Annotated in this window: 13 protein-coding genes and 1 tRNA gene; 3 read left to right on the top strand and 11 right to left on the bottom strand. The window is 54.2% G+C overall.

What is annotated here, in order from left to right:
- Positions 1-26: 26 nt before the first annotated feature.
- A tRNA-Arg gene (locus NIG5292_RS01950) sits at positions 27-103 on the top strand.
- 279 nt (positions 104-382) lie between these two features.
- Positions 383-709, top strand: a complete 327-nt coding sequence (locus NIG5292_RS01945; RefSeq protein ID WP_048597657.1) for a hypothetical protein — start codon at positions 383-385, stop codon at positions 707-709.
- A gap of 159 nt (positions 710-868) precedes the next feature.
- Here the strand turns inward: NIG5292_RS01945 and NIG5292_RS01940 are convergent, their stop codons facing one another.
- From NIG5292_RS01940 to NIG5292_RS01890, 11 genes are all read right to left on the bottom strand, one after another.
- The gene (locus NIG5292_RS01940) at positions 869-1,903 is read right to left on the bottom strand and encodes an Ldh family oxidoreductase (protein WP_048597656.1); all 1,035 of its coding nucleotides are present in this window, start codon (positions 1,901-1,903) and stop codon (positions 869-871) included.
- Positions 1,904-1,934: 31 nt separating this feature from the next.
- A complete protein-coding gene (locus NIG5292_RS01935; protein WP_048597655.1) occupies positions 1,935-3,191 on the bottom strand; it encodes an NAD(P)/FAD-dependent oxidoreductase in 1,257 nt (418 codons plus the stop codon).
- Positions 3,192-3,344: 153 nt separating this feature from the next.
- Positions 3,345-4,559, bottom strand: coding sequence for an ABC transporter permease (locus NIG5292_RS01930; RefSeq protein ID WP_048597654.1), 1,215 nt, complete (start codon positions 4,557-4,559; stop codon positions 3,345-3,347).
- A gap of 3 nt (positions 4,560-4,562) precedes the next feature.
- Positions 4,563-6,230 carry an ABC transporter permease gene (locus tag NIG5292_RS01925; protein ID WP_048597653.1) on the bottom strand — a complete coding sequence of 556 codons (1,668 nt, stop codon included), beginning with the start codon at positions 6,228-6,230 and terminating at the stop codon, positions 4,563-4,565.
- A 114-nt stretch (positions 6,231-6,344) separates the two neighbouring features.
- On the bottom strand, positions 6,345-7,460 hold the full coding sequence (locus NIG5292_RS01920) for an extracellular solute-binding protein (protein ID WP_048597652.1): 1,116 nt from the start codon (positions 7,458-7,460) through the stop codon (positions 6,345-6,347).
- Between the two features lie 99 nt (positions 7,461-7,559).
- A complete protein-coding gene (locus tag NIG5292_RS01915) occupies positions 7,560-8,669 on the bottom strand; it encodes an ABC transporter ATP-binding protein (RefSeq protein WP_048597651.1) in 1,110 nt (369 codons plus the stop codon).
- An 89-nt stretch (positions 8,670-8,758) separates the two neighbouring features.
- Positions 8,759-9,490 carry a maleate cis-trans isomerase family protein gene (locus tag NIG5292_RS01910; RefSeq protein ID WP_048597650.1) on the bottom strand — a complete coding sequence of 244 codons (732 nt, stop codon included), beginning with the start codon at positions 9,488-9,490 and terminating at the stop codon, positions 8,759-8,761.
- Positions 9,487-10,620 carry a M24 family metallopeptidase gene (locus NIG5292_RS01905; protein WP_048597649.1) on the bottom strand — a complete coding sequence of 378 codons (1,134 nt, stop codon included), beginning with the start codon at positions 10,618-10,620 and terminating at the stop codon, positions 9,487-9,489. The genes NIG5292_RS01910 and NIG5292_RS01905 overlap by 4 nt, the downstream gene beginning before the upstream one ends.
- Entirely contained in the window at positions 10,617-11,660 is a 1,044-nt protein-coding gene (locus NIG5292_RS01900; RefSeq protein WP_048597648.1) for a pyridoxal-phosphate dependent enzyme, read from the bottom strand. Before NIG5292_RS01900 ends, NIG5292_RS01905 begins: the two co-directional genes overlap by 4 nt.
- Before the next feature lie 57 nt (positions 11,661-11,717).
- A complete protein-coding gene (locus NIG5292_RS01895) occupies positions 11,718-12,584 on the bottom strand; it encodes an urea carboxylase-associated family protein (RefSeq protein WP_048597647.1) in 867 nt (288 codons plus the stop codon).
- Between the two features lie 3 nt (positions 12,585-12,587).
- Entirely contained in the window at positions 12,588-13,967 is a 1,380-nt protein-coding gene (locus NIG5292_RS01890; protein WP_048597646.1) for an aspartate aminotransferase family protein, read from the bottom strand.
- A gap of 420 nt (positions 13,968-14,387) precedes the next feature.
- On the opposite strand from NIG5292_RS01890, the gene NIG5292_RS01885 reads away from it, so the two are divergent.
- The gene (locus NIG5292_RS01885) at positions 14,388-15,572 is read left to right on the top strand and encodes a M24 family metallopeptidase (protein WP_048597645.1); all 1,185 of its coding nucleotides are present in this window, start codon (positions 14,388-14,390) and stop codon (positions 15,570-15,572) included.

Below are 15,572 nucleotides of genomic sequence, written 5' to 3'. Positions count from 1 at the left end.
CTGCGCACAGGTATAGAGTTTCAAAAGGTCCTTTAGCTCAGCTGGATAGAGCGCTGCCCTCCGAAGGCAGAGGCCAGAGGTTCGAATCCTCTAAGGACCGCCATTCTTACAAAAAACATTGATTTTATTGGATTATTCGGCGTTTTGTCCAACTTGATTAAGCGAGTTGGAAAAAAATCCGACGTAATGACCCAGATCAAGGCGCCGTTTTTGTGTTGTGAGCGTAGCGAGATGTTGCGAAATCTAGCATTTTTTCCTGAACGGGGTTTTCTATCGCTAATTTGGATTAGCTCATGGGAAGTTAACGATTTTAACGAGTAAAACGAGGAATGATTTCATTATTAAACTGACAATCCTTGCAGTAGTAGCAATTACCGGATTTGTGACCCCAGCGTTTTCCTATCCGAGTATCGGTTTTGGACTTAATTTTTCGTTCGGTGGTAATGGTGTTGTAACCAGCCTCGGCGTACGTGGATTTACTGATAACGAAGAAGACAAAGTGGCTGGTAGCCTAGGTCTGGACTACGTTTTTGGTGAGAACCGCGTGCGGCCAACGGTTGGTGTCGTTTACCTAGGTAGTAACAACTACATCGGCCTTGATGTGGGCTTTGGTAGTGGACAGGTCGAATTCGGTTTAGGTGCTGGTGTGGTTGATACTGCTGATGATGTTATGCCATCGCCGATAATTAGAGAAATTGATTTGCTATAACACTCCTTACGCGCTTGACCTGCAGCGATTGAAGCCGCTGCAGGCATGCCATTACTGCGCAAGTCTAGTTGATGTTTCTCTGACGGCTGATATTGCGCGCGCTGATGAAAATGGCCACGTGGCGTGAAGTATTGGCCTGCCCGCGGGCGCAATAACCAATTAATCATCTAACGCACCAAGCCCACGCGCGGCAAAAGCTTCAAGCCGCATAATCTCCGTCTCACTCAGCAATACGCCGTGTGTTTCGGCTGTTTCGCGTGCAGCGTAGCGTCGCTCTGACGGCAGCCTCGCGCCTTGGTCTGTCATTGCGTTGATCAGCACCTCGCCCTCTGCCACCGGATCGCGCCCACTGCTGTGGGCAAACCTAGCCGGATCAAAAGCAATGATAAGCGCACCGTGGCGGGGCAGCGGGCCGCCTTCAGCAAAATCAAGCGCCTCTTTACTCATGAATTCGCCCAACATCGCCCCTGCCATAAGTTCGATCATCGATGAGATCGCAGAGCCTTTGTGCGCGCCAAATGGCAGCATGGCGCCTGCCAGTCCTTCGGTGGCGTCAGTTGTAGGGCTGCCGTCAGGGGCAATTGCCCACCCTTCCGGAATAGGTTCTCCGGCGATACGGCGCATTTCCATGTCCCCTCTTGCAGCAACGCTTGTTGCGAAATCGAACACGTAAGGGTGGGTGCCTTTGCGGGGGTAGCCAAACGCAAATGGATTGGTTCCAAAGAGCGGCGTGGTCCCCCCAGCGGGTGCCACAAAGGCATAGCTTGGACACATCGAAATGACCGCAAGGCCAGCCCGTGCAAGGTCCTCTACTTCATACCAAAGCGCCGAAAAGTGCAGGGCGTCGCGGATTGCCAAACTGGCCATACCAAGTTCTTTAGCTCGTTCAATTAGTGTGGGGCGGCCCGTATCATAGGCAGGGCAGGAAAAGCCGCCCGCTGCATCCACTTCGATGATTGCTTTGCCTCCGTCTTTCAAAACAGGCACGGCCGTGGGGTTGGCCTTACCCGAAGCAACTGACCGCAAGCACCCCTCAATCCTGTAGATGCCATGAGACTTACAGTTGTCCCGCTCACCGGCCACAATTACGTCCGTCACGCTTTGGGCTGTTTCTGGCCGTACACCGCTTTTGGCGAAAGCCGCGTATACCTGCTCGCGCAGCGTGTCGATCGAAATGTATGTGTCTGTGGTCATAGTTGGGTCTCCGGTATCGGGTGCGGTGCGTCTAAGCGGGCCTATTGGAAATAAAGCTGCGGTTTGGCCTAAAGGGTGAAATGTCGATATTTGGTTGCCGACCTTCGATTAAATCCGCAACAATCCGGCCCGTGATGCCGCCAAGGGTCAAGCCAAGGTGTTGGTGCCCGAACGCGTGAATGATCCGCTCAGATGCAGCACTTTGGCCGATAACGGGCAGGGCGTCTGGCATTGTCGGGCGTAGCCCCATCCATTCACTTTCTGGGGCCGGAAGATCATGGAACATCTCGCCGACGCGGCGGCGTAGATAGGCAGTCCGGTTTGTGCTGGCAGTTCTGTGTTTACCTGTGATTTCGACAGTTCCTGCAATCCGCAGACCTTGGGCCATGGGACTGGCGTAAAAGCCGCCCTCGGCCCAACCGACAGGGCGGCTAACGCGATTGCCTTCAGTCCCGTAGATCAAGTGATAGCCGCGCTCAGTACCCAAAGGCAGGTGTTTGGTGTCAGTCCCTTCAATCTCGTTTGACAGCGCACCTGCGGCCACCACGAGCCTGCCCACTTCTAAGCCGCCATTCTCGAAATCCAACACAACACTTTTTGAGCCAGCGTTGGAGCGGATCAGTTTCTGGGCAACTGTGTGCCCACCGAGCGATGTGAAACGCGCGTGCATCCGGCGGATCAATTCTTGCGGGTCGTGAATGCGCCGCGCCGTTGGGTAGAAAACAGCACGCTTGATGGGCAACGCAAGGTTCGGCTCAAGGCTGCGGGCCTCTGCCTCGGATAGGTCCTCAAGGGTCACACCAAGTGCTTGCCGTTTTGTCAGGGACGCGCTGGCCTCATCCGCGGCTTTGTCCGTGGACCATATCGACAGCTGGCCAGAGTTGACGACAAGATCTTCAGCGCCTGCTTCCGCAATAAGCGGATTAAGCCCTGCGTCTGCATTGGCCAAAAGTTCAGCCAAATGCTGAGCGATTTCACTGGACCGCTTTTCAGTACAATTGGCGAGAAACGACAGCATCCATTTGGGGTTTCTCAGCGCATGGGCGTAAGAAATAGAAAGTGGGCTGTTTGGGCTGAACAAAAGCGCAGGCAGGTTTTTGAAAACCGAAGGGTCATTAACGGGCATGCAGGCGTAGGTCGCAAGGGTACAGGCGTTGCCAAAACTTGCCCCTGAACCGGGTGGATTGGGATCGATCAAAACAGTTTCGTGCCCGCGCAATTGGGACCAAAGTGCGGTGCTGACACCGACAATTCCCGCCCCCACAATTCCAACGTCATAGTCGCTCATCACGCGCGCTCCTGATGTGTCTGAACCAAGTCGTAGCAGCGGGGATTTCGTTGGGCAACTGATCTGAAGCGCTGGTCACGGGCTGCAGGCGGCCCCGAAAAAAGAGGGGTCTTTCGCCCCTCTTTTGATGATATTTAATCCGTGCCTGACCCCTTAGCTAGGGGACAACCCGCGCAAGCGTTCCGAGCGGCGGCGCAGCAATTCCACAGTGGTCAGCAACAAGATCGAGAACGTCACAAGGATCGTTGCTGCGGCCAAGATGGTTGGGCTGATTTGTTCACGAAGACCCGTAAACATTTGCCACGGCAGTGTTTGTTGTTGTGCGGAGCCTACGAAAAGCACCACGACGACCTCGTCGAACGACGTGATAAAGGCGAACAGCCCACCTGAAATGACACCGGGCAAGATAAGGGGCATCTGAACGCGGAAAAAGGTGGTCACGGGGTTTGCGCCCATGTTTGCGGCCGCGCGCGTCAGGGAGTTGTCAAAACCCACAAGCGTGGCAGTCACGGTGATGATGACGAACGGAACACCCAGAACCGAGTGTGCCAAGATGACTTTGACGTAACCTACAAACGATTGATTAAGGCCAAGGTTTGCTTCCAACCAGTTCCCGAGGGGCGCGTAGAAAAAGAACATGCCAGTCGCAGAAATGATCAACGGCACAATCATCGGCGAGATCATGATCGCCATAATCGCTTGACGGAAAGGCACATGTGACTGTGATAAACCGATTGCCGCCAGAGTGCCAAGTGTGACAGAGATCAACGTCGCAATGGGCGCGATGATGAGCGAGTTCTTAAGCGGCACCATCCATTCATCGGTCCCAAGGAAATCGCGGTAGTGTTTGAGCGAATAGCCAGCAGGATCAAACGACAGCATTTCAGGCGTAAACGTGAAAAAGTCCTGCGCATTGAAAGACAGCCAAATCACTGGCAGCAGCGGGGCGATCAGAAAGAAAAACACTAACCCGCAGATGAACAGAAACGTGTTGTACCAAAGCGTTTGCGCAGCGGTGTAGTAAACGGGCACGGCCCGGCGATAGGCACCAGTGTGCAGCCAGTAAAAAAACCAACTGATAACCGCCCCGAGTAACGCGCCCGCAACCGCACCGCCAAGTGCGCCAACGCTAAAGCCAGCGACGGCGACAAACGCGATGGTGGCTGTTCTGCCCATCGTGCGCGGGACAGCAAACTGTCCAAGCAGTGCCGCTAGGATGAACCCAAAGACCGCCCCGATAGCCAGTCCCACCAAGGGGGTGCCAAATGCATTACCGACAACAAACGCAATCGCAGCAGCTAGTGCGGCAGTGCAGGGTGCTGTGAATGTCATCAGTTTCGGGCGCGGTGCCTGTGCAAGAATAGCCATAAATCAGCCCCCCAGTTTCACGTTATCGATGCCTACGATCCGGTCGTAGAGCCAGTAGAGCACCATCACCAGCGCTAGCAAAATTGATCCAAGTGCCGCTGCCAGCCCCCAGTTGAGTGAGCTTGAAATGTGATAGGCAATACGGTTTGAGATCAGCACGCCATCTGTGCCACCCACAATTTCGGGCGTGATGTAATAGCCGATCGCCAAGATGAACACGAGGATTGAGCCCGCACCGATGCCTGGTACAGATTGTGGGAAATACACGCGACGGAATGCAGTAAAGTTCGTCGCGCCAAGGCTTTTGGCCGCGCGCAAATAACTGGGTGGGATGGTCTTCATCACTGAGTAAAGCGGCAAAATCATGAAGGGCATCAGGATGTGTGTCATGGCGATGACTGTGCCGGTGGCGTTGTTCATCAAGATTAAGCGGTTTGCGTCATCAACAAAGCCAAGCCAGACGAGGATTTCGTTGATCACACCTTGCTGTTGCAGCAGCACTTTCCAAGCGGATGTACGTACCAAAAGTGATGTCCAAAAGGGCAGCAGCACCAAGATCATCAACACGTTAGCGGTCCGCATCGGCAGGTTCGCCAACAGCCACGCGACGGGATAGCCAAGGATAATGCAGCTTGCTGTAATGACCAGAGACATCCAAAGTGTGCGTTTGAAAAGCGTGATATAGATCTGTTGGTTCTCGGGACGCATCTCAGCGGTTTCAACACCTTTTTTCATGTCGACCGCGTTCAAGAAATAACCAGAGGTGTAGTTAGGGCTGTAGATTTTGATCGCTTCCCAGACCTCTGGATCAAGCCAATCTTCGTCCATTTCCGCAAAGGCGTCTTTGAACATCGTGTTTGGCATTTGATCCAGATTAGCTGTCAGCAGCTGTAGGTCGGCCGCATGCGGGCCAGTGTAGGCATTGACCGCGCGGACAGTTGCATCGCTGCGCAAATCAAGGCCAAGCCCTGCGTAAACCGCTTCCCATGGATCGCGTTTTGAGATGTCCTTGCCGTCTTCGATGGCCTCATAAATCGCCCAGTCCGCGTAGGCGGCGGTGGTGAGGGGAAGCATCTGGGCAATTTCATCTGAAATAGTGATGCCAACATCGCCTGCAAAAGGCTCTTCGACGAGCGAGGCCCAAAGCGCACGGCGTTCTTCCAATACAGTGTTGGAGCCGGTTCCTGACATCATCGCAAACCATGTCTCGCCGTCTTTTAGGGCGGGTGCGATATCTTCGATTGGATCCTGCCAAAGCTCGCCCACATCATCAAGCTTGCGCCCCGATGTGCGGAAAAGCGACGACGTGCCAGTTTGTTCATAGTTAAGCCGAGTGCCAAGTTTCGTGTGCTCTTTGGCTTCTGCGGCTTTGAAAAGGTCGAAATAAAGGGCTTGGTATACGGCCTCATCGGGGGCGACGCCTGTGGCGCTGTCCCATTGTTGAAGCAGCTCTACGGCTTGGGGCATCGTGCTTGAGACGATCTGGTTTTCAACTGACCGGAACAACATCGTGGCAATCGGTACGATGAAGGTGATCACAACGAACAGCAAAAGCGGTGCAATCAGCGCAAGTGCGCGGAGTTTCTGACGTCGAAGTGCGCGCGCAAGGCTCGTCTTAAGTGGCGTTCCATCCGCCGCGAGCATTTGGCCGGAAGATGTCATATCGCTCATGTGGACCCCGTCGGTACAGTTGTTGGAATTTGGTGTCCGGCATATTTGTCGTGCCGGTTATCATTGGACGGGAAGGGGCCGCAAAGCCCCCTCCCAATGTGTTAAGCGTACTGCTTACTGTGCAAGCCACGCTTGGAATTTCGCGTCGATGTCGTCGCGGTAGTCGGCCCAGAACTCGTAGTTATACAAGAATGTGTTCTGTGCGTTTGCCGGGTCTGTTGGCATGTGCTGTGCCATGTCGATACCCAGTGTTGCGTGCTGACCAACAAGTGGTGCAGATGACAGACGTGCAGGGCCGTACGAGATGTACTTCGCTTGGTCTGCAAGACGCTGTGTGTCTGTTGCAAAGTAGATGAAGTCTTTGGCACGGGCCAAACGCTCATCTGACAGACCTTCTGGAATGATCCAGCCGTCAAGGTCAAACACCTGCGCGTCCCACATCATGCCAATCGGCTGGTCTTGTTCTTCGATCGCTGCGAACAGACGGCCGTTATATGTTGAGCCGATGAACACTTCGCCATCTGCCAACAGTTGCGGTGTGTCTGCACCTGCGGACCACCAGATCACGTTGTCTTTGATTGTGCCGAGCTTGGCCAACGCACGTTCTTGACCTTCTTCAGTTTCCAGAACGTCGTATACGTCTTCTTTTGCAACGCCGTCACACAGCAGGGCCCATTCAACGTTGTTGATCGGACGCTTCTCAAGTGAGCGCAAGCCTGGATATGTGTCGATGTCGAACACGTCACAAATGTCGTTTGGCGGCTCTACACCGGCTGGCACCATATCTGTGCGGTAGCCAAATGTTGTTGAGTAGACGATCTGCGGGATGAAACAATCGCCAACCATCAGGTCACCGAAATCATCTGCTGCAGATGTGCCGTCTGGTGCTGGCGCAAGATCTTCGTCTGCGTCAATTTCAAGTGCGAGGCCTTCGTCGCACAGACGCAACGCGTCAGATGCCACAACGTCCACCACATCCCATGTGATGTTACCTGCTTCGTTCATAGCGCGAAGTTTGGCCACCGCTTCAGCAGAACTTTCGTCCCACGTCACAGAGACGCCTTCGTTCATGGCGACATATGGATCAGCGTAAGCGTTGATTTGGCTTTGCTGATATGCGCCGCCCCAGCTTACAAGGGTCATGTCGTTGGCCATTTCGCCATCTGCGGATGCTGTGCCTGCCATTAGAGCTAGAACAGATACCGCTGAAACAATATTCTTAATTTGCATGGTAACTCCCAGTTTAGTCTCGCGATTTATCTTAAGCGGGTCACGAGTTAGCCCGAACGCCTGCACGGGGACGCAAAACGCACCCCGACAGGAATTTCCTTATGCGTCGAGTGCGCGGCAATCTTCCGGCAACCAACCAATCTCAATTTGTGTGCCTGGCGTCAGACGGGGCTGATCCGGTGCGTTCCGTGTTTTGACGACAAACTCTTCGTTGCCTGCAACGCGCAACCGCGTCCGGAAAATGTCGCCCATGTAAATAAACTCTAGGACTTCGGCCTTCAGGGTGTGCGCCCCTTCTTGAAGCCGGTCCATGCTCATCTCAACGCGCTCTGGTCGGATGGAAACGCGTGTCCGGTCGCCGACTGCTGATACGTTGACGGGCTTGGCCTCAATGATTTCGCCCCCATCAAGTTTTACTGTGCACAAATCGGGGCCCTTCAGTTCGGTCACGATGCCCTCAAGGGTGTTATTCTCGCCGATGAACTGCGCCACAAAGCTATTGTCAGGCTCTTCATAAAGGGTATCTGGGGCGGCCAACTGCTGAATGCGGCCATCTTCGAAAACCGCAACGCGGTCTGACATGGTCAGCGCTTCAGTTTGGTCGTGGGTAACGTAGACTGTTGTGATACCAAGCTCATGGGCAAGTCGCGTGATCTCGAACTGCATGTGTTCGCGCAACTGTTTATCAAGCGCGCCAAGGGGCTCATCCATCAAAACCAGCTCTGGCTCAAACACCAGCGCGCGGGCAAGGGCCACACGTTGTTGCTGCCCACCAGAGAGTTGCGCAGGACGGCGGCCGCCAAAGTCACCCATCTGAACCATATCCAATGCGCGCTTCACTTTTGCTTCACGCTCGGACTTGCCCAATTTGCGAACCTCAAGCGGGAAAGCGAGGTTTTCCGCAACCGTCATATGCGGGAACAGCGCATAGTTTTGAAACACCATGCCAATGCCGCGTTTATGCGGTGGAATATTGTTGATCGGCTTTCCGTCCAACAAAATTTCACCGTGCGTAGCAGTCTCAAATCCCGCGAGCATCATAAGACACGTGGTCTTGCCCGACCCCGATGGCCCCAGCATCGTCAGAAACTCGCCCTGAGGCATCGCGAGGTTCAAATCCTTTACCACGAGGTTTTCGCCGTCATACGACTTTTGAACGCGATCAAACTTCACGAACGACTGGTCATCACCCAAATCGGTCACACGCATCTCCTTGTTGTCTTTGCCGGATCGTTTTCGACCCTGTTGTTGCGGATGATGAAAACATCCATGGTTCTATGCCGCAACCCGATTTCCATTTAGGGGGCCTCAGCAGTAAAATTATGCGATTTTGCATAGGTTTTCAGATGCCACGATAGTGCTGAATTGCTTGAGAAAACGGGCTTTTGTAGCTGATCCCGTATCACAGGGATTGCACTTGCGGTTTTGAGGTTAGTGCAGCTGATGAAAACAGAATCCACGTCAGGGTCTTGTCCCAATCTGATAGCAGATTCGATAATTGAAGCAGGATCAATCCGTGCCACTCTGGACTCTACTGGCTCATTGAAGCTGCCAAAAACATATGTCGAAAGCCCGGCGGTAGCGAATGCGCGCCTAAGTGGCTCATTCACGCTTTCTGTATAGGGTGACAGCAACGCCATTCGTGACACGCTTTGTTCCGCGGCATATGCAATTGCTGCGCGAAGTGGGTTGGTGACATTTGCAACGTCGCAGACGCTTTGCACCATTTCCTCGATTGCGTCAGACCCGATGATTGCGCTGGCTGACGTACATCCATAGCCGATTGCCGCATAGGGCACGGTGCTTGGTAACAGCCGCGCGGAGGCTGTGATGTCGTCTTTCATCGCGCGTAGTGCTTCCGGCGTTACGGATTTTGCGCTGGCGATCCGGCTTACGTAAAGGGCGGCGTTGACCCCTTGAAAGCTGTCGCGGAACTCGTTTTCCAGCGTCTCATCCGCTTGCAAAACGATCACACCAAGCGCGGGCGGAAGTGCCGATACAGGCATAACTGAGTAGGGCATTTCCATCATATGCAAGCGATCTCCGGCGGGGCCTGCGGGCTGATGTAATAGGGCGCGCCTTCGGTGATGACGATATTCTCCTCATGCACTAAAATCTTGTCGCCCAGTGCAATTCCCGGCTCGAGCGTAAGGATCATACCTGCTTCAAGGACGGTATGATCTGTCGGTATAAGGGACGGCCATTCGGTCAAGGACATGCCCAAGCCATGCCCCAAACGGCCTGCATCCGTGATTTCACCACCGCGGCTGAGAACGCCGTTCATCGCATGAAACAAGTCTGCCGCCGTCGCCCCCGGTTTGGCAATTTCAAAGGCTGCGTTGCTTGCTTCGATGAGGGTTTGATGAGCCACCTTAACTGCCTTGCTGGGGTTGCCGATGGACCAATTACGATCGAAATCCGCAAAATAGCCGTCCCACACCAGCCCAGTATCCAACATCAGAACATCCCCCTGTGACAAGGCACGGGTGTGCGCAGGCGAGATCACATCACGGTAGCCATCTTGCTCTGCGGCACCAGCCAAATAGGGCACCCAATCAGCGCCTTCTTCAAGGCACAGGATTTGAAAATCACGGAAGATTTTATCGAGCGGCACGCCGGCACTTGCAATTTCTGGAACGCGTGAGAATGCCCGCCCCGCGATTTCACATGCGTGGGTCACTTTAGCGATTTCGGCGTCTGATTTAACCATCCGAAGCGCACGCAGAATGCCGTGATCTGTCGTAATTTCAACGGCTTCTGCCAAGGTCGCAATGTTGCGATACGGCATCCTCAGGTGCGTTTCATGCCCGTCTGGCACGCCGATCAAGCCATTTGGAGCAAGCTCTTTCAGGGTGTCGATCAAAAGACTGATGCCGTCATCGCTTAGGTCTGGGGAACTCCACGACCGAATATCATCGATCCAAGTCTGGCCCATTAAATCTGCACCAATGGATGGGATGACGGCTACCGGTTTTCCGTGCGCTGGCACGATCAAAAACCATGGACGGGTAGGGCTTTCCCAAAAGCGGGTTAAGTAACCCGTGAAATACCTGACGTCGGGTTCTGTTGTAAGCAACAGTGCCGCAAGTCCGTGGTTTGCTATCATGGCTTGGGCCTTTGCGGTGCGTGCCGCAAATTCAGAGGTCTCAAAGCCCCTCAATCAGCCACTTCCGATAATATGCACAGAATGCGAGCGTCTTTGGTGATGTTCAGGGCGGCTTGCACGTCACCGTTCATTGCAGCAGCCACCCCCGCACCACCGGACGCAGTGGTGGCTAAATCTTGAGTTGCAAGGCGCGACAATACTGGCGTTACTTCATCATCATCCAGTGTCAGAATTACATTAGCATCACGCGCTAACCCATTGAGAGCAATCAAAGAAGGTTCTTTACAATCAAGCCTTCCCATCACGCTGTCAGGGCCATCAGCAAAGACGCATTTCCGCGCCTCTATGCTCTTTTGCAAAGCGGGTGCTGATGTGGGCTCTACGACGATGATCTGCGGTGCTTCGCCCCAAGCTTGGCGCATATACGCAGCCGCTGCCCCCGCCAAACCGCCTACGCCTGCTTGCAAAAAGATATGAGTGGGGGGCTCTGGACATTGGGTGACGGCCTCCGCTGCCATTTGTACGTAGCCTTCCATCAAAGTGTGCGGCAAATCTGTATAGCCGTCCCATGAACTGTCGGACAAAAGTGTCCAGCCGTTGTCTTTTGAGGCCTGCATCGCAGCGGCCATTGAAGCTGCGTAATCGCTTCCCTCGCGCACAACGTCGGCCCCAAGGGCGCGCAGCTTTGCACCAAAGACCTCGGGGACCGTGGCTGAAATATAGACGACTGATTTTGCACCAAAGAGCCGCGCGCCTACGGCGACGCTCATCCCGTGATTGCCCGCGCTGGCAGTGACAAATGTGCGCCCAGTCAAAGTGCTGCTATCTGGGTTTTCCGTAATATCATTTGCCTGTCGCGCGATGACGTAAGCCGCCCCGAGCGCTTTAAACGATCCAAGACCCATACGGCTACGTTCATCTTTAATCCAAAATGCCGATACAGGTGCAAGGCCTTCGGCTGCAACCAGCGGTGTTTGCGCGGCACGGGGGCATTTGTTCAGAAGCTCCGCAACGCGTCCAGCATCCGTTGAAGGGTAGGGCGCATTCGGTGCGAGCTTTGGATGCGCGCGCAATGGATTTTCAAGCAGTTCCATTTGGTCCTGACTGCGGCGCGTGGCAAAAACCGATGCGTCGCGTTGCTCTTTTCATCACTAGCCTATCCCGTGATTTTGGGAGTAAGGGTTCAATTGCGGCACTTGATGCTTTTTTCGCGCTTTTTCGCCTGGGTCCCAGACCTCAATATGAAGAGGGTGGCACTTTGCAGTGTCCGATGAATGCTCGGATGAGCAATCGCCACCGGGACAGGCGGATAGCCCCACAAGCAAATCGATCTCGGCGTAAAATTCCAAGTAATCACCAGGCCGCACCGGGCTTGATTTCATGAAATACTGCCCTGTATCTCTGGTAAAACCAGTGCACATGAATACGTTCAGCACGTCATGGACATAGGCTTCTGCCTCACTGGCGGACAGCTTGGTATGCTCGGCTAAGGCGCGGGTAAGGTTGGAGTGACAGCAGTAATGATAGTCATCACCTGACAGCAACCGCCCCGTGTAGGGGTCGCAGCGCGTGCCGATCACATCATGAACCGAGCCGCCATACATATCGAAACCGTACCAATCGAGTGTGTCATCCACGATTGTTGCCATGGCGCGCATGTGCGGAAAGCTTGACCACATCTGATCGCCCGTCGACAGATGCGTGCCGTGCAGCGCGCGGGTTTTTCCTGAATAGAACTTCTCTGAAAGATCGTTGGCGTTCCAAAGGTTTAAATCGCCTACTTGCGGCCCGTCCACCGACACGATCCGAAAGAACGCGCCGGCAGGTACCTCGATACAGCCTGCGGTTCTTGGCGCGATCTTGATCTGGTTCGAGAGTTTTGCGCCTTTGCGGATATGCTTGAGCGCGCCAACGTCCGGTTGCGGCAAGGTTTCAGGCGGATAGCAAATGACGGGGCGGACCCGTTGCATTTGCTCTGCTGTTTCGGGCGCGCGGTGGTTTGGTTGCTCAAGCTTCATCGTTCAGGCGCCTGCCGGCAAAACGGCGTTCACAGCCTTTACTGTTTTGCCAACAACTTCGTCGACCTCCGCATTAGTTAGACAGAAAGGTGGCGCAAAACCCAAGATGTCGCCTTGGGGCATGGCCCGCGCAATCACGCCTTCACCAAGCAAAGCCGCAGATACTTGTGCGCCGATTTTGTTGGCTGCATCAAAGAATGTGCGTGGGTCGCGGTCTTTGACCAACTCCACCGCGCACAGCATTCCTTCGCCGCGAATTTCGCCAACATTAGGGTGATCTCCGAGGGCTTCATGCATGGTTTTGTTGAGATAAGCACCCACTTTGCCTGCGTTCTCAACCAAGTTGAGGTCATCGATCAGCTTCAGGTTTGCGACACCTGCAGCCGCACCAATTGGGTGGGCGGAGTACGTCCAGCCGTGCCCGATGGGGCCGTTTTCATCCGTGCCGCGTTCCAGCACCGACCACATTTTCTCAGACACGATAGAGCCAGAAAGCGGCGCGTAGGCAGACGTAAGCCCCTTGGCGATGGTGATCATGTCGGCCTCAATGCCGTAGTGATCGCTGCCAAACATGGTACCGAGGCGGCCGAAACCAGTGACCACCTCATCTGCGATCAACAAGATATCGTGTTTTTTCAACACGGCTTGAATAGCTGGCCAATATCCTCGCGGTGGCGGCACGATGCCGCCGGTGCCCAGAACAGGCTCGCCGATAAATGCTGCGATCGTATCAGCACCTTCGCGCGCAATCAGCGCTTCTAATTCTGCAACACAATGTGCAACGAACTGTGCTTCTGTCTGGGATGTATCTGCGCGGCGGTAGTAATAGGGCGCTTCGGTATGAATGACCTGATCGACGGGCAGGTCGAACTTTTTGTGAAAGAGCTCAAGCCCCGTCAACGACCCTGTCACGATGCCCGAGCCGTGGTACCCGCGCCAGCGCGAGATGATCTTCTTCTTTTTGGGACGTCCGAGGATGTTGTTGTAATACCAGATCAGCTTGATGTTCGTCTCATTGGCGTCCGAGCCACCCATGCCAAAATACACTTTGGACATGTTGGAGGGTGCGCGATCAAGGATCATTTTCGACAGTGTTACGGAAGCCTCGGTGCCGTGGCCCACGTATGAGTGGTAGTAGGCCAGCTCTTTTGCCTGCGCGGCAATGGCCTCTGCAATTTGTTGGCGACCGTATCCAACATTTACGCAATAAAGTCCCGCAAAGGCATCTAAAAGTCGTACCCCGTCACGGTCTTCAATGTGACACCCGCTTGCCGTGCGGATGATCCGTGTGGCGGTTTCTCCCCGCGCGTGTTGGGCAAGATGCGTTGAGGGGTGAAAGAAGTTTTCACGGTCCCATTGTGCGAGTTGGTCGTTGTGTAGCAAGGCTCACCTATTCGGTTTGCGGCGCGCGGCCGTGGGTCGAAAAACTGGAGCCTTGTGCGCGACAGGCGGCATAGTGCTCCGCTCGTCCCGACAGCAGCGCGCAATGCCTTTATTGCCGAGATGAGAAAAGCTTAGCGAGAGTCTAATTATATTTCTAGTGTTTTGTGTTCGGAGCTTCATGGCGCGGTAACTCATTGTAATCGTGTGCATTTGTATCTGACCCGCGTATTTTCGAGTATTTTTGCCGACGCGAAGTGACGTGGCTGTACTCTGGTGTGTCGTAATTTGAATTGACCAATTCCAAAGCTAGCCGGCAGTCTTTTAGCCAACAGGCCAGCCTAAAGTGGTGCCATTGGCGCTATTTTAGATTGGTCGGTTTCCTAAAATATTGATCCTACAAAAATAAGAAATGGATGGCCGATGCCGATTGAACATGCGCCGTTTTCTCAGACTGAATATGATCGACGCATCGCGCTGACCCGCACTGCGATGCAAAAAGCCGGGCTTGATGTTTTGTTTGTGACGGACCCGTCAAACCAAGCGTGGCTTACCGGATACGATGGTTGGTCGTTCTATGTTCATCAAGGTGTCATTCTGGGGCTTGAGGGAGAGCCCGTGTGGTGGGGCCGTATGATGGATAAGTTCGGCGGGCAGCGCACTTGCTGGATGGCCGATGACAATGTGATTGGCTACGGGGACCACTTCGTTCAATCAACTACCTATCACCCGATGCAGGACCTTGCAGAGCAGTTGCGTGCGCGTGGTTTTGAACGGGCGCGTATTGGTGTTGAGATGGAGAATTACTATTACTCCGCCAAAGCGCATCAGGTGCTGTCTTCCGAGTTGAAGGATGCAACAATTCACGATGCGACGGCAGTTGTGAATTGGCAGCGGCTTATCAAATCCGATGAGGAAATTGGGTTCATTCGCAAGGCCGCACGTATTTCGGAAAAGGTAATTGAAACCGCTCTTGAAAAAGCGGCGCCTGGCGTTCGCAAAAATGATCTGGTCGCGGACATTATGCACGCGGGCATCACCGGTGTTGGGGATGACTGGGGGGACTATCCGGCAATTGTCCCGCTGACGCCGTCGGGGTTGGATGCAACAGCGGCACATTTGACGTGGGACGGACGGCCCATGCAGGCAGGTGAGGCCACGTTTTTCGAACTTTCTGGCTGTTACCGCCGCTACCACGCGCCGCTCTGCCGTACTGTATTTTTAGGAAAGCCGTCTGATGACATGCGCCGTGCGGAGGCCGCGCAAATTGAGGGGATCGCTGCAGGGCTAGAGGCTGCTCGGGCGGGGAACCGGACGTGCGATATTGCCAATGCTTTCATGGATGTTTTGGCCAAGCATGGCATTTCACGGCAAGGGCGCATGGGCTATCCGATCGGCCTAAGCTACCCGCCTGATTGGGGAGAGCGCACCGCATCCATCCGTACCGAAGATGAAACGGTTCTACAGCCTGGCATGGTGTTCCATTTCATGCCCGCACTTTGGATGGACAGTTGGGGCCTTGAGACCACTGAGACGATTTTGATCACTGAAACTGGGGCGGCTGAAGCTCTTTGCAATATTGAGCGCAAGCTCGTCGTGAAAGACTAA

The sequence above is a fragment of the Nereida ignava genome (genome assembly GCF_001049735.1).
GTDB lineage: Bacteria > Pseudomonadota > Alphaproteobacteria > Rhodobacterales > Rhodobacteraceae > Nereida > Nereida ignava.
Note: the sequence above shows the minus strand (reverse complement) of the source record. Positions and strands in the feature narration are given on the sequence as shown.

Excerpts from the sequence above, each read along its gene's own strand:
- NIG5292_RS01930 (WP_048597654.1), bottom strand. The coding sequence starts at position 4,559 with ATGGCTATTCTTGCACAGGCACCGCGCCCGAAACTGATGACATTCACA.
- NIG5292_RS01900 (WP_048597648.1), bottom strand. The coding sequence starts at position 11,660 with ATGGAACTGCTTGAAAATCCATTGCGCGCGCATCCAAAGCTCGCACCG.
- NIG5292_RS01885 (WP_048597645.1), top strand. The coding sequence starts at position 14,388 with ATGCCGATTGAACATGCGCCGTTTTCTCAGACTGAATATGATCGACGC.
- NIG5292_RS01940 (WP_048597656.1), bottom strand. The coding sequence starts at position 1,903 with ATGACCACAGACACATACATTTCGATCGACACGCTGCGCGAGCAGGTA.
- NIG5292_RS01915 (WP_048597651.1), bottom strand. The coding sequence starts at position 8,669 with ATGCGTGTGACCGATTTGGGTGATGACCAGTCGTTCGTGAAGTTTGAT.
- NIG5292_RS01920 (WP_048597652.1), bottom strand. The coding sequence starts at position 7,460 with ATGCAAATTAAGAATATTGTTTCAGCGGTATCTGTTCTAGCTCTAATG.
- NIG5292_RS01910 (WP_048597650.1), bottom strand. The coding sequence starts at position 9,490 with ATGATGGAAATGCCCTACTCAGTTATGCCTGTATCGGCACTTCCGCCC.
- NIG5292_RS01935 (WP_048597655.1), bottom strand. The coding sequence starts at position 3,191 with ATGAGCGACTATGACGTTGGAATTGTGGGGGCGGGAATTGTCGGTGTC.
- NIG5292_RS01925 (WP_048597653.1), bottom strand. The coding sequence starts at position 6,230 with ATGAGCGATATGACATCTTCCGGCCAAATGCTCGCGGCGGATGGAACG.
- NIG5292_RS01895 (WP_048597647.1), bottom strand. The coding sequence starts at position 12,584 with ATGAAGCTTGAGCAACCAAACCACCGCGCGCCCGAAACAGCAGAGCAA.